Source organism: Rothia nasimurium (assembly GCF_042660305.1).
Taxonomy (GTDB): Bacteria; Actinomycetota; Actinomycetes; order Actinomycetales; family Micrococcaceae; genus Rothia; species Rothia nasimurium.
In genome coordinates this window covers 89,097-108,618 of sequence record NZ_JBHSTW010000010.1, presented here as the reverse complement: position 1 = coordinate 108,618, position 19,522 = coordinate 89,097, and the positions used below count along the sequence as shown (strand labels likewise).

The following is a 19,522-nucleotide window of genomic DNA, read 5'->3' as shown; positions in this document are numbered from 1 at the left end:
TATCTAGGCGCGGTCTCGCAGCTCACTCCAGGGCTGGCTGCGGCTCACCAGATGGAGTTTGACAGTGTAGCCCGCACCCAGTTCGCTGGTGAGGGTCTCGCGCAGTCTCTCACCCAGCTGCCGCCAGGCCCGGGTTGTGGGGTTGGTGGGGTCTTCCGGGCCCATGTCCAGGTCTTCCCAAAGACTGGCCCATTTGCCCAGCAACTGCCGGGTGGCCTGGGTCAGCTCAAGATCCTCGGCCAGACCTTTCCCGTCGGCGTACCAGAGGGGGAAGAATTCTCCCCAGTCATTGGCAAGGGCCAGGTGCACGGTCTGCGAATGCGGCCCGATACGCCACTGGGTCACCGGGGGCAGTCCGGGCTCTTCGTAGAGATCCCGGTGAATCGCCCGCACCAGGGGTTCTAGGGAAGAGGCGGCGCGGACGTCCGCCACCTCGTACTTGCCCCTGGTAAAGGGGAGGTTTTCCTGGGTCCCTACCAGCGGGGAGCCGTAGACAATATCCCAGTTGCCGCTGCGCTGAACATACAGGGTCATGCTGTTGAGCCAACTCAGCTTCAGTACCCAGCAATCGGTATCGGTGCTGGCCACACGACGCAAGGTTGCGGGCCGGTAGCCCTGTTGTGCCTGGGAGTAGTCCCTGTAGAACTCTCCGGGCCACAGGCTCTCAGGCCGTGCCCTGCTGGCGGTTGCTGCCAGGCCCCGCACATTGTCACAGGAGGGGCGGACGGGTGCGAACCCCCACCAGCGCAGCGGAGAGGCGGGCAGGGCTAGGGTTAGATCGGCCTCTGATACCGTCTGGGTGGCAGAGGTGAGATAGGGCAGGTTGCTACAGCGGGTCACCACCCCGGGTGTGAGCCGGGGCCAGGTCGCCGGGTAGGGCTGGTTGCCCAGTTCTCGGTCAATCAGGGCTCGGACGCCCCGGCAAAAGCCAGCGAGAAGCTCCAGCTCCTCGGTGAGTTCATCACCCGTAACGGCAGGTTGAAAGACACCCGGGTTAGTTTCGGTCAGGACGGGGAGCCCCTCCCCACCGAGTAGGGGAGCCGACGAAGCGGTAATCTGCCAGGTGCCGGCGTCCGCACACTCTCCGTGCCCAGCGCGATAGAGGGCACTGACCTGCACCCCCGCCACGGTGTCGGGGCGGTAGGTGACGGTAATCTTCCCCCGGCCGGGCGGCTGGGGCAGGTGCTGTTCCACCTCTCCCTGAAGATAGACCAGGAGGGAGGGCACACCCGCCCGCTCAAGGCTGACGGGAACCGTCAGAATACCGGCCAGGGCCGGGTGTAGGCCCGGCGCCGCCGGGTAGGGAATAAAGTGATATGGGGCACTCATAAGTCCCAGTCTAGATACCCGGCCCTATTCCTGGCTAGCCCTTATAGATAATCTCGAAGTCATCCCCTAAAACTGCCCGCAGGTTCTCCACCAGGGCCTTACCTTGGTTCTTCCACTCCAGTTCTTCCTGGTGGCGCTCCTGCTGGGTGAGGGGACGGGGAGGGATCTCGCCCATCTCTTCAGCTGCCCGAGTCACCCACGCCTGTGACCAAGCCGCAAGCTCTTCCACCAGGTCAGACGGAACCTGGGGTAAATCGTCCGGGTCATAAGGGTAGGGGTACTCTCCGGCTTGCTCTAGCTCACTGGGAGCACCCCACAGGGGGAAATCAATTCCCCATTCCGGAAAAACCCGAATACGCCGACGGGGTCGCGCACCTGCGTCCTGGGGTGTCATCGTATTCTCCTGTTCCTGGCTAGCCCACTCCAGTACCTTGAGCATGAAGCGGTCGCAGGCCTCAATCTGGGCCAGCTCAATCCACTCATTGGGGGTGTGAGCCTGGGCGATATCGCCGGGACCGCACACCACCGCCTGCACCCCGCCATAGAGGGCAAACTGGCCAGCCTCAGTACCGTAGGTAACCTTCTGGGCCTCCACAGAACCGGGGCGCCCCGCCCACTCGTTGGCCAGGGCAATAATCTCAGCACCGTCAGCAGTACCCAGGGCAGGGACGGCAGCCAGAAGCTCATGGGTAATACCCACGGCATCCACAAACTCGCCGGGCGCAGCGCCAACCAGGGCCTCAGCGTCCGCCGCCCGTGCCTTCAGTGCAGGCAGCAGGTCGTCGGCAATCTTCGCCTCAACCAGGGCCAGCACCTCGTCGGTAGTCATCTGGGGAACCGTGCGGAAGTCATACTCCAGCACCACGTGCTCACCCACAATGTTGTACTGAATACCACCGCGGGCAAAGTTCACCCCGCCGGTGGAATAGGGCACCACAAACCCCTCATCAAAGGGACCCTCAGCCCGCCAGGTACCAGCCAACTGCTCAAAGAAAGTAATAAACTCCGCCGCCTGCGCCAGGGCGTTAACCCCGTGCGGGCCCAGGGAGGCATGCTTGGCAATACCCTTGAAAGTCACCCGGCCGCGGTGGGCACCCTTATGGGCAGAAATAACCTGCATCATGGACGGCTCACCAATCACCGCAAAATCAGGGTTAATACCGCGGGCCTTAAAATCTTTGACCATAGCAGGCGCACCCACACAGCCAATTTCCTCATCGTAGGAAAAAGCGAAATGAACGGGCTTCACCAGATCCGCCTCAAGCAACTGGGGCAGCAGCCACATAGCCGACCCAATAAAAGACTTCATATCCGACGCCCCGCGCCCGTAAAGCTTGCCGTCCTTCACCAGGGGAGTGAAAGGGTCGGTGACCGTCCAGGCCTGGCCCTCAACCGGCACCACGTCCGTATGCCCCGACAGCACCACACCGCCGTCCGTACCACCATCAGCGGCGGGCACGGTTACAAACAGGTTGGCGCGCTCGCCGTCCTCGCTATAGGTGTAGTGCGGGGTCAGGCCGTGAGCCTCAAACTCAGCCGCCAGCAGGTCGAGCACGGGGCGGTTGCTGGTCTGGCTGATGGACTGCGCGGCAATAAGCTTTTCAATCCAGGGAAGAGATGCAGGGAGTGTCATAGCACCAGTCTAAAACCCCGGGCCTGCCGGGGGCGCTAGATTACAGGGCTGAATGGTCGCCCAAGCCGTGGAAACGGCGAGCGTGGTAAACGGTGGGGGCTGCGTTGGCGTCGTGGCGGATGAAGTCGGTGACCTCAGCGGTAAAGACCACGGCAGGGCCCGCATTGAGGGTACCCAGGGGGCGGACGCGCAGCACCCGGCTTACCCCGTGCAGCAGGGGCTCGCCGGTGGGCAGGCGGTCCCAGGTGGAGGTATCGCCAAACTTATCGGCCTTGCTGACCGAGAAAAGCTTGGCGACCTCGATGTTATCGGCACCAATCAGGTGAATCAGGAAGGAATCAGCGTCGATGATGCGGGCAGCCGAACCGGTGCGGTCCTTGAAAGAAAAAGACACGATGGGAGGCTCAGCGGAAACCGATGACAGGGACGAGATGGTTAGGCCACCCGGCAGCCCGTCGGATCCCTCAGCGGTGATGATGGCAACGCCGGCTGCCTGGGCGCCGAAAGCCTCGCAGAAAAGTTCGGTGGCGGTCTTCTCGCTGATATTTACCTGGGTGGTCATGGTCGGTTTTCCTTTGTGCGGCTGCTTGGGGACTACAGCGCCGGGAGCGCTTGGTCTTCAGCCTAGGACTTCAGATGCACCAAACCCTAGCCTTTCTCACATATTGCCCCTATGAGTAGAACTGTGACACTGTTACGCCAACCTGCTGTAACAAAGGGTAGAAGTCGTATGTCTTGAGTGCCCCGTCTATTCGGCATACAGACTAAATGGGTGCACAATAATAGACATGACAAAGGAAAACACACATCACATTGTCGTGATGGGTGTGAGCGGTACCGGCAAAACCAGCATCGCCCACGCCCTGCGCGACCAGCTAGGGTGGTCCTTCGTCGAAGGCGACGACCTGCACCCTGCTGAAAACATCCAGAAAATGAGCGCCGGGATTCCCCTCACCGACGACGATCGCGCCCCCTGGCTTGCCCGCATCGCCACCTGGATCAAGGACGCGGACGCCCGCGGCGAGCACACAATCGTCACCTGCTCCGCCCTCAAACGTACCTACCGTGACGTGCTGCGCGAAGCCGCCCCCGGCGTCCTTTTCGTACACCTGACTGGCTCTCGAGAAACTATTGCAGAACGCATGAAGCACCGCGAAGGCCACTTCATGCCCACCTCCCTACTCGACTCCCAATTCGCCATCCTCGAACCCCTCGAAGCTGACGAAGCCGGGGTGCTCGTTGATATCTCTGGCACCCCGGAACAGGTCGCAACCGCGGCACTGGCCGCCCTGCGTCCTACCCTATAAGCCCCACACGAAAGCACACCACTATGCCTCTCCCCGAAGACTGGGCTCAAACCCTCACCGCCGGGCCCCTGCTCGCTATCGCCGCCGGCGCAATCCTGCTCCTGCTGCTCTTCATCATCAAATTCAAACTCCACGCTTTCCCTGCACTTATTATCGTCAGCCTGCTCACCGCCGTCGCCACCGGAATCCCCGTCGCCAGCGTCGTGCCCGTCATGCTCAGCGGATTCGGATCAACCCTGGCGTCTGTAGCCCTGCTCGTTGGCCTTGGAGCCATGCTGGGGGCTCTCATCCAATACTCCGGCGGTGCCCAGGTACTTGCCCACAAACTCATCTCGGTCTTCGGTGAAGACCGCGCCCCCATCGCCCTCGGCGTGGCATCTATGCTCTTTGGCTTCCCCATCTTCTTTGATGCCGGCCTTGTCGTGATGCTCCCCATCGTCTTCTCTGTCGCTCGTTGGGTTGGCGGCTCCCTTCTGCTCTACGGAATCCCCGCTGTGGGCGCATTCTCCGTCATGCACGTCTTCGTGCCGCCCCACCCCGGACCGGTCTCCGCAGCCTCTTTCTTCGAAGCCAACGTCGGTACTCTACTGCTCGTCTCCCTCATCATCGCGGTACCGACCTGGTACCTTGCCGTTTACCTCTTCTCAAAGTTCATCGGTAAGCGCATCGACCTTCCCGTACCTGCCCTCATGGGCCACGAAGAAACCCAGGACGAGCCCCTCAACCCGCCCTCCTTCGGCACCGTTCTCTTCGTGCTGCTGCTCCCCATGTTCCTCATCTTCCTCAACACCGGCCTCAACACTCTGGCAAAGGGAGGTGTGCTACCTGAAAGCGCAGCAGATGAAACCTGGTTCCAAACCCTGCGCCTGCTCGGCGAGACCCCTGTTGCCCTACTCATTACCTCCCTCGTTGCCATGTACCTGCTCGGCTTCAAACGTAAGGATCACGCGCTGGGTATCCAGCAGACTATGGACGGAGCACTTCCCGCGGTCTGCTCCGTCATCCTGATTACCGGCGCCGGTGGTATGTTCGGTGGCGTGCTACGATCCTCAGGAATCGGCGATGCTCTCGCCGATGTGCTGGGTGACCTGGGTGTTCCCCTCATTGTTGCGGGCTTCCTCATTGCCGCAATTCTGCGCGTTGCCCAGGGGTCAGCGACCGTAGCCCTGACAACCGCCGCAGGTCTCATCACCCCCGGTGTTCTGGCTGCAGATTTCAACTCCATCCAGCTGGCTGCCCTTGTCGTTTCGGTCGCCGCAGGCTCTGTGGTGCTCTCGCACTTCAACGACTCAGGTTTCTGGCTGGTCAGCCGCTTCTTCAATATGGACGAGAAGACCACCCTCAAAACCTGGACGGTAATGGAAACCCTCATTGGTGTCGTAGGTTTTGCCGGTGCTGTGGCCGTGTTTGGGGTCGCTAGCCTGCTTTAGTTGCCTGTGGCCTATAGCCGGACGCGCCCGCCCCGCCTTCGTGCGTGAAGGCGGGGCGGGCGCGTCCTTGCGGGCTCTTGTAGTACTACTTCTTCTTGTTGAGCTGGGCTGCCTGGGCGCCGAACTTCTCAAGCAGTTCAGGCATATCCATGGGCGCGGTGACTACCTCAATGAAAACCAGCTTGTCACGGTTCTCCTTAGCCACTCGGCAGGCCTCGTCGAACTCGCGAACCGTAGCAGCGCGTAGCGTGACGGTGTTAGAGTCTGTGCCACCGAAGGCCGCCGGAATCTTCGACCAGTCGTAGGCGGTGATGTCGTTGTACTGGGCCTCGACGCCGTGAATCGACCGCTCGATGGTGTAGCCGTCATTGTTAATCAAGAAGACCACCGGGTTCACGCCCTCGCGGATAATGGTGCCAATCTCCTGAATCGTCAGCTGGGCTGAGCCGTCACCAACCATCAGCACGCCACGGGAATCGGTATCGGCCATAGCCGCACCCAGCAGGGCCGGAATGGAGTAGCCGATAGAACCCCACAGGGGCATGCCGATAAAGCGGGAGTTGCGCGGGAACTTGCGGGTTGCCATGCCGAAGAAAGAGGTACCCATATCGACCACAACGGTGTTCTTCTCATCCAGGTTTGATGAGAGAACCCGCCACAGGACGTCCTGGGTCAGGGCTTCGTCGGTGATCTCAGGTAGGGACTCATCGGTGGTGGGTGCCTCAAAGGGGGTGCCCTTGAGGCCGAGCTCTAGGGACACCTCTTTAACGATGTTCAGGGCGCTGGCCATGGTGAGCGGGGCATAGTGGCGACCGGCAATGCTGGTGCTCTCAGCGCCGATGTTAATAACCCGCCCAAAGTCTATCTGATGTGAGTATATGCCGGTTGTGGTATCTGTAAATTCCACGCCAGCGCAGACCAAAACCTCGGCATCTTCCACTACCGCACGGGTGTGTTCAGCCGACAGTCCACCCACGTAGATGCCTGCAAAGTTGGGCTTGGTTTCGTTCAGTACGGCCTTGCCCCACATGAGGGACGCGAAGGGGAACTTGGTCTCGGTCACCAGGGCGCGGACGTCCTGCACGGCCCCCAGACGCTCAGCCATGATATCTGCCAGCACCGTCACGCTCTTACCGCGCATAAAGTCGGTGACGGCCTCCTTAAAGAGGGCTTCGATGTCGGGGGAAGAAACGTGGCTATCTACATCAAGCGGACGCGACGGCGGGGTAGCTGGCATGGTGGACACATCAACCGGCAGCATCAGGTAGCCGGGCTTACGGTGGATGACGGCGGTGCGGATGACGCGGTCGATATCGGTCGCAGCGGTCGCCGGGTGCAGGGCCGCAACCGCAGCAGATACCTCGGACGCCATACGCATAAAATGCTTGAAATCCCCATCGCCCAGGGTGTGGTGCATGCGCAGGTGAGAATTCTGGGCCGACAGGCTGGGTGCACCCACAATGTGAATCACGGGTACATTCTCAGCGTAGGAGCCGGCAGTTGCGTTGATAGCTGACAGCTCACCCACACCGTAGGTGGTCACCAGGGCGCCCAGGCCCTTGACGCGGGCGTAGCCGTCCGCCGCATATCCGGCGTTGAGCTCATTCGCGTTGCCCACCCAATCCAGCTTCTCGTGTGCCAGCACATCGTCGAGGAAGAAGAGGTTAAAGTCCCCGGGCACACCGAAGATCTTATCTACGCCCAGCTCAGCCAGACGATCGAGAATATAGTTACCCACGGTATAGGTCATCATTGACTCCTTGTACTAGGTAAAACAGGCCGTGTGACCTGCGCCATTTACCTTCCAGTGTAGTGGGTTTCGCCCGCCCCGCCATTGGGCGCCGAGCGCCTGAGTCTTAGCCTGGCGTGCAGAATCACTGTATCTAGCACCTGTGACCTTTGTTTAAAGGTTTCAGCACCTCCTTACCGGGCTTTACTACTAGACTTGGGGAGGACGCTTTACCCCCCCGCTGTGGCCACAAACAAGGAGAACGATGAGCTGGTTCGAGATTGCAATGCCTCTACTGGTTGGGCTTATCTATCTTTTTGTTCCGGGCCTGCTGATTTCGGCGGCTGCCCGGCTACGCGGGTTTGAGGCTTTTGGTCTAGCCCCGGCGCTTTCTGTGGCAGCTATTATGCTGGGTGCAACCGTGACTCCTATGCTCGGTATTCGCTGGGCTTTATGGGTTCCGTTTGCCTCGGCTGTAGTGCTGGCTGCCGTTATTCTGCTTGTGGTTCTAGTAGGACGCTGGGCTGGGCTTGGCTCTGCTCCAGCTCGTTCACATCAGGGGAGGTGGCTTCCTCCTCAACGTTCTGTAGTGGCTAGCGCCTGGTGGTCGAAAGATCAGATAGCCTACTGGGGCAGCTTCCTTGTGGGTGCCCTCCTGCTGTGGCGCAACGTTACGAATGCTATTGGCCAGCCTGAATGGATTTCTCAGACCTGGGATAACAGCTTCCATCTCAACGCAGTGCGTTTCATTGAAGATACAGGTAGCGCCTCGCCCCTCACCCTGGGTGCAATGACAACGGTTGAAGGGGAACCTACCTTTTACCCCGGAGCTTGGCACGCTATCGTTTCGCTCATTACGATGGGCTCAGGCGCTGACATACCGGTGGCAACTAACACTATGGCTGTAGTGGTTTCGGCTATTATCTGGCCTCTCAGCACAGTTTTTATGGTGCGCCAAATTTTTAAGCTGAACACCGCAGGCGTCGTGGTGGTGGGAGCTTTCGCAGCTGCCTTTACTGCCTACCCTATTCTGTTGCTTGATTTCGGTGTGCTGTACCCGAACCTTCTAGGTATTGCCCTGATGCCTGCCGGTATCGGTCTGGTAGCGCAGCTCTTCCGCATGGTAGCGGTTCGCCGTATCTCAACCCTGCAGTCGGTGGTCTTAGGGGTCTGGGTAGCTTTGGCTATTGCGATTGCCCACCCCAACGCAATCATGTCGCTCCTGGTAATGATTATTCCTCTGCTGCTTGGCCGCGTCATTCTTAACTTCGTTACTAGCTTTAAGCACCGTGCCTACTGGGATGCGGCGGGAGCCACAGCCCTGGGCGTTGCGCTGATTTTCATCGTGATGAACATTCTGTGGGGTGTGGTCCGTCCGCCCCAGGCCGCAGGCGAAGTGTGGGGCCCCGTCCTCACCCAGGGGCAGGCTCTTGGGGAACCCTTTGCCTTTGCCGCGATGGGCTTTAAGCCCCAGTGGTTCCTGGCCATTGTTTTTGTCATTGGCCTGTATACGTTCACCCGCCGTGCCAATGTTTACTCCCTCTGGGTGCTTGGTGCTTGGGCTGTGGTTGTTTACTTCTATGTAGCTGCCCGCTCCTTGGCATGGGAGGACGGACGCTATGAAGTCGTAGGCCTCTGGTACCACGATTCTTTCCGTCTGGCCGCCCTCTTGCCCGTTATGAGCGTTCCTATGCTGGCCCTGGCTGTGCACTGGGTAGCGGAAAAACTGGTTGCTAGCCAGTGGTGGCAGCGAACCCAGTGGGAGAGCGCCCGACGCATGCTAGTAGTCGGTGCTGTAGCCCTGTTTGCTGTAGCTGGGTTTGGCCAAACTAGCACCGCTTTGCAGAACCAGGTTGAGGCGAACTACTACGAGTATGCTCCTGACCCTGAATCTGACCTCTTGAACACCGATGAGTTCGACATGCTTGAGGTGCTCGATGAGTATGTGCCCGAAGGTGAGACCGTTGTAGTGCAGCCTTTCACTGGCGCTGCTCTGGCCTATGCAATAGCAGACCGTCCCGTGACCGCCTACCACACTATCTATTCCGCAGATGATGATGTGAAGTACGTCCAGGATCATCTGAATCAGGCTCTCACAGACCCTCAGGTCTGCCGTGCTCTGGATAACCTCAATGCTGACTACTATCTTGACTTCGGTCGTGCAGAAGTCAGCGGGCATGACCACAGTAGCTGGTACGCAGGCTTTGAGGGGCTAGCTGAATCTGGAGTGCTGACCGAGGTTCACCGCGAAGGTGATGCTGTTCTATACAAGATCACAGCCTGCTCAGCGCCCTAAGGCGGGCTATCCCAAACTGATAGACTGGGCCATACGCATGTTACCTATCGGCCGATAGATGCACGAGACAGGAAAGCCAGCCCACAGATGAACAGTGAATCTGCACCGCAGGAGCGTCCGCGCGTTCTGGTGATTATGCCCGCCTGGAATGAGGAAGAGGCTATCGGAGCGACGATTGCTGACCTTCGGGCCAAGGCTCCCTGGGTTGACCTGGTCGTCATTAATGACGGCTCTACAGATAGTACGGCTCAAGTGGCCCGCCAGGCCGGTGCTTTCGTCATTGACCTGCCCTACAACATGGGGGTTGGTGCTGCCATGCGAACCGGGTACCGGTACGCCCGCCGTATGGACTACGACATTGCTATGCAAATGGATTCGGACGGCCAGCACCCACCTGAGTTTATCGACACCCTCATTGAAGGTCTGAACCGGGCCGATATCGTTATCGGCTCCCGCTTTGCAGCCTCTGATACCTACAAGGTACGAGGCCCCCGTAAATGGGCAATGGGCCTGCTCTCCTTCCTCTTCACCCGTATCTCGGGTGAGAAATTTACCGATGTCACCAGCGGCTTCCGTGCGGTAAACCGCCGGGGCATTCAGCAGTACTGTGAATTTTTCCCTGCTGAGTATCTAGGGGATACCATCGACTCAACCGTGATGGCTATTCGTTCTGGCTGCAAGGTCATTCAGGTACCGGTGGAAATGCGGGAACGACAGGGTGGCACTCCCTCATCAGGGCCTCTAAAATCAGCTATCTACCTGGTGCGATCCTTTTTCGCCTTCGGTATCTCCATGACGCGTAAGAAAACAGCCGGGGAGGGCTAAGCATGCCGTCAAATGTCTTTTTTCTGATCCTGTCGGTTCTCATCTTCGTTATGGTCTTCGCCCAGGTGCGCAACCAGAAGATGAAGGAAAAGTACGCTGCCCTGTGGTTGCTAGTGTCTGCAGCTATTATTGTGCTGGCTCTCTTCCCCCACCTGCTGAGCACACTTGCTGACCTGACAGGCGTCATCGTGCCAGTTAACCTGCTTTTCATGCTGGCAATTATTATGCTTATCGGTATTTGCCTGCACCTGACTCTAGATCTCTCACGACTGGGGGAAGATACCAGAACCTTGGCTGAAGAAGTGGCGATGCTCAGAGCCCAGCTAGAGCAGGGAAACGCTGAGCACCCCCGCCACCCCGTGCCTACTGAAAGCCGCCCAGAAGAAGAGGGCAAATAGAGACTATGAATATCGCCTTCGTTATCAATAACTACCCCCCTAAGGTGGGTGGCCTTGAGCAGCATGTCTCTGCCCTGTCAGCCGAGCTGCACAGGCTAGGGCATAAGGTCACTATCGTGACCCTCTCAGATGCACCCGGTGTGAGCTTTGAAAACGGTATCAAGGTTTATCGGCTTAAGGAATACCTCACCGTCGACGGCATCCTCGGTTTCCCATCTCTAGTGGGTCTTACCCGCCTCGCTAAGGTGCTGAAGCGCGAGAATATCGATGTCATCTCGGTTCATACCCGCTTCTTTAGCATGAGCTGGTTTGGGGTTGCTTTAGGCCGAATGATGAAGATTCCCGTAGTCCATACCGAGCACGGTTCGGGCTTTGTGGTCTCGGAGAAGGCTGTTATTCGCCTAGCAAGTCAGCTGGTAGACCGTACATTGGGTGTGCTGACACTCCGTGCAGCTTCTAAGGTTTTGGGTGTTTCTCAGCCCTCCTGTGATTTTGTTAAAAAGCTTTCAGGTGTAGATGCGGAGGTTTTTTATAACGTTTCTCCCTTGCCTATGGCTGCCCCTGAAGATGTTGTCTTCCAGCGGAAAAAGCTTGTCTTTTTAGCCCGTGTAGTTGAGGTGAAGGGTTGGCGGGCTTTTCTCGAAACTGTTCAGCAACTCCATGCAGAAGATGCTGAGATTACCGGTGTAGTGCTGGGTGCTGGGGCTGATTTAGAGAAGGCTAAAGCGTATGCCGCTGAGCTGGGTATTTCTGATGCAGTAGATTTCAAGGGCTTTGTTGATCACGCAACTGTAGCTCGTGAGCTTCGCGGGGCGACCCTAGTCAATCCCACCGTGGCGGCCGAAGGGTTCCAAACCACCATCATCGATGCTTACGTTTCACAGGCAGCAATCGTCACCTACGATGTGTCGAGCGCCCGGGTGCTTAAGGACGCCGGGGTGCGGGTTCACATTGTCGGGCAGCAGGGCGTACCCCAGTTGGTAGCAGCCGTACGTGCTGAGCTCGCGCAGGGCCCCCAGGCGTACCCTGTAGAAGACCTCCAGCGGTGGGGTTGGGCTAGCCAGGGTAAGACCTATGAGCAGGTTTTGCGTACATTCACTAACGGGGCAGGAGCTTAGAAATGACATCTTTGCCTGAGCTATCTGTTGTTATACGAAGTGGGGCTTTGAATAAGTGGCTTGAAAGCACGGTACATTCGGTGCTGGCTAGCTACGATGTTGATCTCGAAGTAATTCTGGTGCTTAACGGCCCTACGATTACTCTTGACTCCGAAGGCCGCGCCACCGACGAAAAAGCCTACCCCTGGCTCGTAGACCCGCGCCTGACCGTCCTGCGCTTTGATCGGTATATTGGTGTCAGTAACGCGATGCGGGCAGGCTGCGATGCCGCCCAAGCAGCTTTTATCGCCAATGTTGACGGGGACGACCTCATCACTCCTACAAAGTTCCGCCGTCAGTTAGACTATCTAGCCGTCCACCCTGAATGTGTTCTTGTGGGTACTGGGGGAGACCTCATTGACGAAAATGGCCGAGTAACGGGTGAACTCAAAGCTCCAACCGGTGACGATGTTCGGCGTAGCATGTTGCTGTTCAACCCTATCCCGCATTCATCGGTGGTGTTCCGGGCTGCAGCCTACCACCAGGCAAAAGAGTACCGCCAGGATCTCACTCAGTTCGAAGACTATGACCTCTTCCTGCGTTTGGCAGCGCTGGGGCCTGTAGCGACGTTGCAGGGGAATGAAATCCAGTACCGAGTGCACACTACCAATATCAGTAAGGGAGCGGGAGCTCGCGGCGATCACATCGAGGCAGTTACCAGTGGCCGCCGCCAGCTCGCGAAGACTCTTGGCGTTCCCGCCGTCCTGGCATTACCCCCGCACTTGCTGTGGCGCAGCGTCCAGTTTGTGCGGGCGTCCGGGCTTATCCGCCCCCTGCACGAGTACTTCACCTACTTCAAACGTTCTTAAAACATCGAGGGGCAGCTCAGCTGCCCCTCACGTTGTATGCACTGTTAGATGGCTGGTGCGGACGTCTGTGTTCGGCTCAGTACCTCCATGCCGGCAAGGTGCGCTGCCGCACCGATGACCGGGCTAGCCATCAAGGCCACAATGGTTTTAGTTTCAAGATCTAACGGTAGTAGCAGACAGCCAAAAGCAACCACAACGGTAACTACCCAGCCTGCAAGGTAGATGCGGTGGGCGCCCATCGCCAGGGCCGCCGTGCCTGACAGCGTTGTCACCGCTAGAAGGGCCGCAGCAAAAGTGAGAGCCGCAAGGAAAGCACCGTCGAGCTGCCCGGTATACTTCTCGTAGATTTCATCGAAAAGCCAGGGACCCAGCAGATAAGCTGCTCCGGCTCCTACCGCCCCCAGAGCTAGCAAAGCCCCTACAGGTTTAAGCAGGGCAGCGGTAGGGCGCTGGGCATGGGCCAGGAAATAAGACACCGCGACACCCTGAAAAGCTTGCAGGGGCATCATGATGGGCGCGCGAGTGATGGAGATGCCCAAAATAATCGCGGCCAGAAGTGCATCGGACTCTGTTTCGGCCTTCGAACTTGTTGCTTCCAAGAAGATAGGAAAGCCCGTAGACATAGCAGCCATAGCTACCGCGGTCCCCACAGCTAAAAGCATGCTCCGGTACGCCGCGCCTGGGCGTCCTACCAGACGCAAACGGGTCGCTGAGCGTACCCGGGGTGAGAAAGCCACAAAAATGAGCCAGAGGAAGGCCGTTGCCAAGAAAGAGAGCTGAAAGGCAAGCAGGCCGCCCCCAACCACAGATACAAGCAGGGTACATAGGAAACAGAAAATACCGCCGGTTGAAATCAACAGGGCATATTCTGTCCAGGAACGGGTGCCGGACATCGCCCCGATGCAGTAGACGTGGCAGGCGTATACAGCCGTCACCAGGGTAATCAGAAGTACTGTTCTCCAGTCCCCTGCCGGTAGAACGGTGCCGAGCCACACCGGTGTAAGAGCCGCAAAAATGAGAGCACAGGTGAGGCCCACCCAGGTCGCTACCACGAGCGGGTTGTAGGTTCTCTGACGGGGGACAGAAGCAGAATTACCCTTGCTCAAATGATGAGAGCCGATGAGGCGCGCTGACTCTTGTTGAACCCCCAACAAAGTCGCGAACACCAAAGAAGTAAGAGACCAAAAAACCAAAAAATCTTTGTTGTCTTCGACCGTTAAAGATCGGGCAGCTAGCCAGGTCACCAAGAAAGTAGTACCCGCGCTAATAATGGATGAAGCCGTAATAAAAAGCGACTGGCCGCGACTAATCACAGCTTCGGTATGTTCTTCGCTCACGGAATCTCTTCTTCTATGACGATAAGGAAAGTATCTCTAGCTTATCCGTCTTGCCACTCCAGAAAGCGTTCTAGGGTATGCCGTATGATGGTTTTGTGCCACACTCCTCACATCGTTCACCCGTTGCCCCTGTGCTCTCAATCGTCGTGCCCGCGTATAACGAAAGCGCGGGAATTCAAACATTTCATGAGACACTTCTACTTCCAGCATTAGCTGCTGTTGCGGAGCGTCTTGCTGAGCGCTCCATGGGGGCTGACCCCTACGAGATTATCTATGTGAACGATGGCAGCACAGATAACACCCTTGAGAAGTTCCAGGAACTTGCCCAGGGGAGCGCTACGACAAGAGTAGTTAATCTGTCGCGGAACTTTGGTAAAGAAATCGCTACAACGGCAGGTATCGAAGTTGCCCTCGGGCAGGCCGTCCTTATTATGGACGCGGACGGCCAACACCCACCTGCCTATATCAGTGATTTTCTATCCCGTTGGGAAGCTGGCGCCCAGGTTGTGGTGGGTGTGCGCTCGAACGATGCTGGTGGCTTCTTCAAGACCCAAGGGTCAAGGTTCTTTTACCGAATCCTCAACTCGATCTCGGAGAGTCAGACGGTACCCCGGTCTACAGACTTCAGGCTGCTAGATCGAGTTGTTGTAGACGAGTTTCTTCGCTTTAGCGAACGAAATCGCATAACTCGAGGCCTCATAGACTGGCTGGGCTTTAAACGCGATTACATAGAGTTTGAAGCTCCCGACCGTCTGGCAGGTGAAGCTACCTACAGCATGCGTAAGCTAGTGGGGCTTGCCCTCAACAGTTTCACCACGATGAGTATTAAGCCTCTTTTTGCTTTCGGTTATCTGGGGCTCTTTATCACCCTGCTAGCTTTTGTCGCGGGGCTGACGATTATTGTGCAACAGTTCCTGATGGGGGATCCCCTTGGCTGGGACATCACCGGTTCCGCCATGGTCGGAATACTCGTAGCCTTCCTCGTTGGTGTGCTTTTGGTAGCGCAAGGAATATTGGCTATCTACCTGTCTCACATTTATGTCCAAGCCCAGGGGCGCCCCCTTTACGTTATTGACCGCACCTCATCACGAAACCTTATTGGCTAGTCCATGCTAGATTTCCTACAACGCAATAAAACCCTGGTCCGCTATATTCTTGTGGGCGGAACCGGTGTGCTGTTTGAACTTGCCGTGATCTTTGTGGCAGTTAAGGTTTTTTCTGCCAGCGACGCCGCTGCCGTTACTGCCAGCTACTGGCTAGGTGTAACTTTCTCTTTCCTGCTTCAAAAGTTCTTTGCTTTTGAAAATAAGGACGTCCGGGTCAAGTCTGTGGGGTATCAGACGGTCTCCTTTGGTGTACTTCTCGCAGTCAATTACATTTTCACTCTTGTCTTCGTACACTTCACGGCGGCCTTCTTGGGTGTCTACCTAGCGCGCATGGTGGCTCTTGTCATTACCACCGGGTGGAACTTCTTTGCCTACAAGTTCATTATCTTTAGGAAGACTGGCAATGCGTAAAACTCTCATTTCTCAGCAGACTGAGCCTATGCGCCGAAACTTTCTGCCCATTGTGGCTCTTGCCGTTCTCGCTGCCCTGATTGCCGGTACTTTCCTTTATTTCGCGGCCCGTGCCAGTATCATTGCGGACGATTTTAGCTACTTCAACGTCTACGCTCACCAGGGGAACCCTTTTACCTACGTCGTAGACCACTACCTCACCCATAATGGGCGTATCGGGCAGGCCTCCCTCTTCGCCTTCACCTACGCTCTTCTAGGTCAAAGCGCTATACAACTCGTCCCTGCTCTCATGTTCCTTACCCTCGTAGTTGCAGTGGCATACATGATGAGGCGTTTGGTAAGTTTTGAGCAGTCGCCCATGGTTGTCTCACACAGCTTAGCTACCCTTATCGTTGCCGGTGGACTTGTGCTTTCACCCAGTATGTTTGACTCCTACCTGTGGCTAACATCGAGCACCGTCTATCTGGGCGGGCTTACCTTTACCGCTCTGACCTTTTGCCTAGCTTTCTTTCTTGCAGAACGAAAAATCACTATCCGAGGGGCTCTTGCCCTGGCCCTAGCTGCAACCTGGGCAGGTATGTTCACAGAGCCGCTGACTATCTGCACCGGTATCGCTGGTTTCCTTCTGCTGGTCGCTGGCCTTCTTAGGCGCGAAGCAACTTTACGTCTCGTAGGAGGGTCTCTCTGGCTGGGGTCCCTTCTGGGCTTTGCCCTCATCTATTTCTCACCTGGAACTATGGCTCGCAGGGAATATTATGGGACAGAAATATCTCTCACTGGAATCCTCAAAAATCTACCCTCCGACCTCTCCCTCTTCTTCGGGCACTCCTCTGACTGGGGATATCTGCTCATTGCTATCTCGGCACTTTCCCTCTACGCCCTGAGCGCTCCTACCTGGAGGGCGTCCCTGCATCCCCTACGACTCATGGGGCTGGCTTTAGCAGTCTTTGCTATCTACTTCCTTGCCCACACCGTTATTGCAAAAACAGGTAGCCCCACCATCGCCCTGCGCACCTTCACCAACCCTGCGTTCGCTACGGCTATCACTAGCCTGCTAGGTCTTCTTGCCCTAGTGCGCCTCGTAAGCCCTCACAAAGCTAAAGTTCCTGCCCTGCTGGGGGCTGGCGTCCTCGCGCTTCTTACGCTCTTGCCTGCTACTTCCTACACCGCCACCACCGCTGCGGCCCTCAACCTGCGCGCAGAGCACCTGGAACTTCGTGGCGAATCTATTGCCCAACAGCGTGCTGAGAAGGGCGCCGATGAACCTATCGAGTTTGTCCCCGTGCGTATTGCACTCGTTAGTGAGGCTGTAGATCTTCAACCTGCAGGGGCCCCTCAAATCGAGTGGGTCATCAATGCAATCAGTACCTGGTACGGAGTCGACGATGTTAGCCGGGTAGTAGTTATTCCCGAGCCTGCCGATTACTGCCTTCCCGCTAGTCATCTTGTGAAAGCAGACCTTACCTGCCCCGCCTTGTAAGCTCTCGGAGACCTAACCGGTGCCTGTGGTAGACTGCCCAAGTTGCCCAGCCATCGGGTAGCAACCGCACCACAGAGAAGCAGCATAGATGAACCGAACTCGCCACAGACACAAGCCCTTGGGCAGCTTCATTGAGCAACCCAAATTCAGGCCAGAAGTGCAAGGCCTCCGGTCCCTGGCAGTCCTTCTCGTGGTTATGTACCACGTCTGGTTCGGTAAAGTGTCTGGCGGTGTCGATGTCTTCCTCTTCATCTCAGCCTTCCTGCTCTCGCTGTCGTCCTTACGTAAGATTCAGGACGGCAAGCCCCTCAAGGTCGTCAGCTACTGGCTCCACGTCTTCCAGCGCCTACTGCCGGCGGCTGCAACCGTCATCCTGGCTACCCTGGTCGCCGCCTATTTCGTCATTGCTCCCTCACGCTGGGCATCCCTTTTAGCTGACGCCAAAGCAGCGCTCTTCTACTTCCTCAACTGGCGACTAGCCTTCAACTCGGTGGACTACTACGCCCAAGACGCCACCCTCAAAACCCCCTTCCAGCATTTCTGGTCTCTCTCCATGCAGGGCCAAATCTTTATTCTCTGGCCCCTGCTGTTTGCTTTCGTAGCCTTCCTGGTGGGTTATCTGCGTCTGAAGGTTCTCCCCACCGCCCTATTTGTTTTTGGTACGGTCTTCGTTACCTCTCTTACCTTCTCCATTATCGAGACCTCTACCAACCAGTCCTTTGCCTACTTCGACACCCGCACCCGCCTCTGGGAGTTCGCAGCCGGCACCCTGCTCGCCATGCTCGTACTAGCCTGGCGAGTGCCGTCCTGGTTGAAGGTACCCATGGGTTGGGTGGGCGTTATCGGCCTTGTCACCTGCGGTTGGCTCCTGCCTGTTGAGCGTGCCTTCCCCGGTTACCTGGCCCTCTGGCCCCTGCTCTCGGCCGCTTTTGTGATTGCTGCTGGTCAGACCGGCTCCCCCTGGGGGGCAGATCGCCTGCTCTCGGCTAGACCTTTACAGAAGCTGGGCGCTATTTCCTACTGCCTCTACCTGGTACACTGGCCGATTCTTATTCTCTACACCACCGCTATTGGAGAACCTAAGGCTGGCTGGTTCGATGGAACCCTGATTATTCTCCTCTCCATAGCAGCTGCCTGGGCCCTACATCATCTCGTGGAAAAACCCCTGCGCGCCTGGGATAGGAAGCCTAGCCGCCGGCTTTTGCGTCATATCCAAGAGAGTAAGGCTCCCTGGACGGGCCAAAAGCAGGACGGCCGCCCCTCCTGGGCGCGCCCCCTTACCGTTATTGCTACCTGCCTGGCCCTGATAGGCGGCAGTGTGACTGCCGGGCAGGTCTGGGTGCGTTACCAGCAGGAGCAGGCTGAGGAACTTGCCCTCCTAGCTGGCACCGCTGCCTACCCTGGAGCCTTGGCGGCAGGAAGCAACCAGCTTTACCGCAACCTACCTATTCCTCAGGGCGATATTCTCACCCAGTTCGATAGCCTGAGCCAGCAGTGTGCCAGCTACGGGGCCAACATCAACCCCGACCTGACAGACTACTGCTCCATCGACTACTGGGGGGATGAGGACGCACCCCTGACCATCGTTGTAGGCGACTCCCATGCAGAACAGGCTATTTCGATGTATCGCCCCCTGGCGGAAGCCAATCGGCAGAATATGATGGCCTTTCTCAAGGGAGGCTGTAAATTTCCCACGCAACCTCAAGACTGGGCAGAATGTGCAGACTTTAACCGCAACCTGACCCAGGAGATTCTTGACCTCAAACCCACCAATCTGCTGCTGATGGGTACTGCCGCTAGCCCCACCGACGCCAATGAAACCCTCATTGACGGGCTAGAGAAGACCGTTGAGACATTTACCGCTGCCGGAATTAACGTGATTGCCCTGCGCGATAACCCCCGCTATGACTACAACATGTATGTATGCGGCCAGCTTAACCTGCGCAAGCTCTCTAACTGTTCTATGCCTGTTAGTCAGAAGCTAGCACCGGTTAACCCCTCACTGGCTTTGGGGGAGTTTAACCCCCGCGTCTACACCGTAGATCTGACCGAGCAAATCTGCCCCAAGGGTATGTGCCGACCGGTTGAAGGAAACGTCTTTATTTATATTGACGATAATCATCTTTCAAAGGCCTACGGTTCCACCATGGCCTCTGAAATGGAACGTCAGTTACTGGCCCAAGGCTGGGACCCCTCTGCTCCTTAGCCAGCTGACCAATAACCACCATACGGAATGGGGGTGCCCCGGCTTTGACCAGCTGGGGCACCCCCGCAT

At 57.4% G+C, this 19,522-nt stretch carries 16 protein-coding genes; 11 read left to right on the top strand and 5 right to left on the bottom strand.

Annotated features, from left to right (window positions below; genetic code table 11):
* Window positions 1-3: 3 nt before the first annotated feature.
* The 3 genes from ACFP6B_RS04215 to ACFP6B_RS04205 are packed head-to-tail and all read right to left on the bottom strand — an operon-like array spanning window position 4 to window position 3,524.
* Window positions 4-1,329: a hypothetical protein gene (locus ACFP6B_RS04215; RefSeq protein WP_377127227.1), complete on the bottom strand. Its 1,326-nt coding sequence runs from the start codon at window positions 1,327-1,329 to the stop codon at window positions 4-6.
* Window positions 1,330-1,363: 34 nt separating this feature from the next.
* Entirely contained in the window at window positions 1,364-2,962 is a 1,599-nt protein-coding gene (locus tag ACFP6B_RS04210; RefSeq protein ID WP_377127224.1) for an acetylornithine deacetylase, read from the bottom strand.
* A gap of 40 nt (window positions 2,963-3,002) precedes the next feature.
* Window positions 3,003-3,524, bottom strand: coding sequence for a flavin reductase family protein (locus ACFP6B_RS04205; protein WP_237196027.1), 522 nt, complete (start codon window positions 3,522-3,524; stop codon window positions 3,003-3,005).
* A gap of 226 nt (window positions 3,525-3,750) precedes the next feature.
* On the opposite strand from ACFP6B_RS04205, the gene ACFP6B_RS04200 reads away from it, so the two are divergent.
* Together ACFP6B_RS04200 and ACFP6B_RS04195 are read left to right on the top strand one after the other, a co-directional pair.
* Entirely contained in the window at window positions 3,751-4,269 is a 519-nt protein-coding gene (locus tag ACFP6B_RS04200) for a gluconokinase (RefSeq protein WP_377127221.1), read from the top strand.
* Between the two features lie 23 nt (window positions 4,270-4,292).
* Window positions 4,293-5,699 carry a GntP family permease gene (locus ACFP6B_RS04195; protein WP_377127218.1) on the top strand — a complete coding sequence of 469 codons (1,407 nt, stop codon included), beginning with the start codon at window positions 4,293-4,295 and terminating at the stop codon, window positions 5,697-5,699.
* 85 nt (window positions 5,700-5,784) lie between these two features.
* Here the strand turns inward: ACFP6B_RS04195 and ACFP6B_RS04190 are convergent, their stop codons facing one another.
* Complete coding sequence (locus ACFP6B_RS04190) at window positions 5,785-7,452, bottom strand: alpha-keto acid decarboxylase family protein (protein ID WP_377127215.1); 1,668 nt, start codon at window positions 7,450-7,452, stop codon at window positions 5,785-5,787.
* Between the two features lie 241 nt (window positions 7,453-7,693).
* Here ACFP6B_RS04190 and ACFP6B_RS04185 point away from each other — a divergent pair, with 241 nt between their 5' ends.
* The 5 genes from ACFP6B_RS04185 to ACFP6B_RS04165 all read left to right on the top strand — a co-directional run bounded on the left by ACFP6B_RS04185 (window position 7,694) and on the right by ACFP6B_RS04165 (window position 12,913).
* Window positions 7,694-9,724 carry a DUF6541 family protein gene (locus tag ACFP6B_RS04185; RefSeq protein ID WP_377127212.1) on the top strand — a complete coding sequence of 677 codons (2,031 nt, stop codon included), beginning with the start codon at window positions 7,694-7,696 and terminating at the stop codon, window positions 9,722-9,724.
* Between the two features lie 87 nt (window positions 9,725-9,811).
* Window positions 9,812-10,549 carry a glycosyltransferase family 2 protein gene (locus ACFP6B_RS04180; RefSeq protein WP_185173810.1) on the top strand — a complete coding sequence of 246 codons (738 nt, stop codon included), beginning with the start codon at window positions 9,812-9,814 and terminating at the stop codon, window positions 10,547-10,549.
* A 2-nt stretch (window positions 10,550-10,551) separates the two neighbouring features.
* Entirely contained in the window at window positions 10,552-10,947 is a 396-nt protein-coding gene (locus ACFP6B_RS04175) for a DUF2304 domain-containing protein (protein ID WP_237187425.1), read from the top strand.
* 5 nt (window positions 10,948-10,952) lie between these two features.
* Complete coding sequence (locus ACFP6B_RS04170; protein ID WP_377127207.1) at window positions 10,953-12,065, top strand: glycosyltransferase family 4 protein; 1,113 nt, start codon at window positions 10,953-10,955, stop codon at window positions 12,063-12,065.
* A 47-nt stretch (window positions 12,066-12,112) separates the two neighbouring features.
* Window positions 12,113-12,913, top strand: a complete 801-nt coding sequence (locus tag ACFP6B_RS04165) for a glycosyltransferase (protein WP_377127204.1) — start codon at window positions 12,113-12,115, stop codon at window positions 12,911-12,913.
* 44 nt (window positions 12,914-12,957) lie between these two features.
* Here ACFP6B_RS04165 and ACFP6B_RS04160 read toward each other — a convergent pair whose 3' ends face one another.
* Window positions 12,958-14,250 (bottom strand): hypothetical protein, encoded by a 1,293-nt coding sequence (locus ACFP6B_RS04160; RefSeq protein ID WP_377127201.1) that lies wholly within the window; start codon window positions 14,248-14,250, stop codon window positions 12,958-12,960.
* A gap of 95 nt (window positions 14,251-14,345) precedes the next feature.
* Here ACFP6B_RS04160 and ACFP6B_RS04155 point away from each other — a divergent pair, with 95 nt between their 5' ends.
* The 4 genes from ACFP6B_RS04155 to ACFP6B_RS04140 all read left to right on the top strand — a co-directional run bounded on the left by ACFP6B_RS04155 (window position 14,346) and on the right by ACFP6B_RS04140 (window position 19,453).
* Entirely contained in the window at window positions 14,346-15,356 is a 1,011-nt protein-coding gene (locus ACFP6B_RS04155) for a glycosyltransferase family 2 protein (RefSeq protein WP_377127198.1), read from the top strand.
* A gap of 3 nt (window positions 15,357-15,359) precedes the next feature.
* The gene (locus tag ACFP6B_RS04150) at window positions 15,360-15,767 is read left to right on the top strand and encodes a GtrA family protein (RefSeq protein WP_377127195.1); all 408 of its coding nucleotides are present in this window, start codon (window positions 15,360-15,362) and stop codon (window positions 15,765-15,767) included.
* Entirely contained in the window at window positions 15,760-17,247 is a 1,488-nt protein-coding gene (locus ACFP6B_RS04145; RefSeq protein WP_377127192.1) for a DUF6056 family protein, read from the top strand. The genes ACFP6B_RS04150 and ACFP6B_RS04145 overlap by 8 nt, the downstream gene beginning before the upstream one ends.
* Before the next feature lie 88 nt (window positions 17,248-17,335).
* Window positions 17,336-19,453, top strand: a complete 2,118-nt coding sequence (locus ACFP6B_RS04140) for an acyltransferase family protein (RefSeq protein WP_377127189.1) — start codon at window positions 17,336-17,338, stop codon at window positions 19,451-19,453.
* The last annotated feature ends 69 nt before the right edge of the window (window positions 19,454-19,522 follow it).

What these genes read in the sequence shown, in the direction of transcription:
- ACFP6B_RS04215 (WP_377127227.1), bottom strand. Translation starts at nt 1,329, where the DNA reads ATGAGTGCCCCATATCACTTTATTCCCTACCCGGCGGCGCCGGGCCTA.
- ACFP6B_RS04210 (WP_377127224.1), bottom strand. Translation starts at nt 2,962, where the DNA reads ATGACACTCCCTGCATCTCTTCCCTGGATTGAAAAGCTTATTGCCGCG.
- ACFP6B_RS04205 (WP_237196027.1), bottom strand. Translation starts at nt 3,524, where the DNA reads ATGACCACCCAGGTAAATATCAGCGAGAAGACCGCCACCGAACTTTTC.
- ACFP6B_RS04200 (WP_377127221.1), top strand. Translation starts at nt 3,751, where the DNA reads ATGACAAAGGAAAACACACATCACATTGTCGTGATGGGTGTGAGCGGT.
- ACFP6B_RS04195 (WP_377127218.1), top strand. Translation starts at nt 4,293, where the DNA reads ATGCCTCTCCCCGAAGACTGGGCTCAAACCCTCACCGCCGGGCCCCTG.
- ACFP6B_RS04190 (WP_377127215.1), bottom strand. Translation starts at nt 7,452, where the DNA reads ATGATGACCTATACCGTGGGTAACTATATTCTCGATCGTCTGGCTGAG.
- ACFP6B_RS04185 (WP_377127212.1), top strand. Translation starts at nt 7,694, where the DNA reads ATGAGCTGGTTCGAGATTGCAATGCCTCTACTGGTTGGGCTTATCTAT.
- ACFP6B_RS04180 (WP_185173810.1), top strand. Translation starts at nt 9,812, where the DNA reads ATGAACAGTGAATCTGCACCGCAGGAGCGTCCGCGCGTTCTGGTGATT.
- ACFP6B_RS04175 (WP_237187425.1), top strand. Translation starts at nt 10,552, where the DNA reads ATGCCGTCAAATGTCTTTTTTCTGATCCTGTCGGTTCTCATCTTCGTT.
- ACFP6B_RS04170 (WP_377127207.1), top strand. Translation starts at nt 10,953, where the DNA reads ATGAATATCGCCTTCGTTATCAATAACTACCCCCCTAAGGTGGGTGGC.
- ACFP6B_RS04150 (WP_377127195.1), top strand. Translation starts at nt 15,360, where the DNA reads ATGCTAGATTTCCTACAACGCAATAAAACCCTGGTCCGCTATATTCTT.
- ACFP6B_RS04145 (WP_377127192.1), top strand. Translation starts at nt 15,760, where the DNA reads ATGCGTAAAACTCTCATTTCTCAGCAGACTGAGCCTATGCGCCGAAAC.
- ACFP6B_RS04140 (WP_377127189.1), top strand. Translation starts at nt 17,336, where the DNA reads ATGAACCGAACTCGCCACAGACACAAGCCCTTGGGCAGCTTCATTGAG.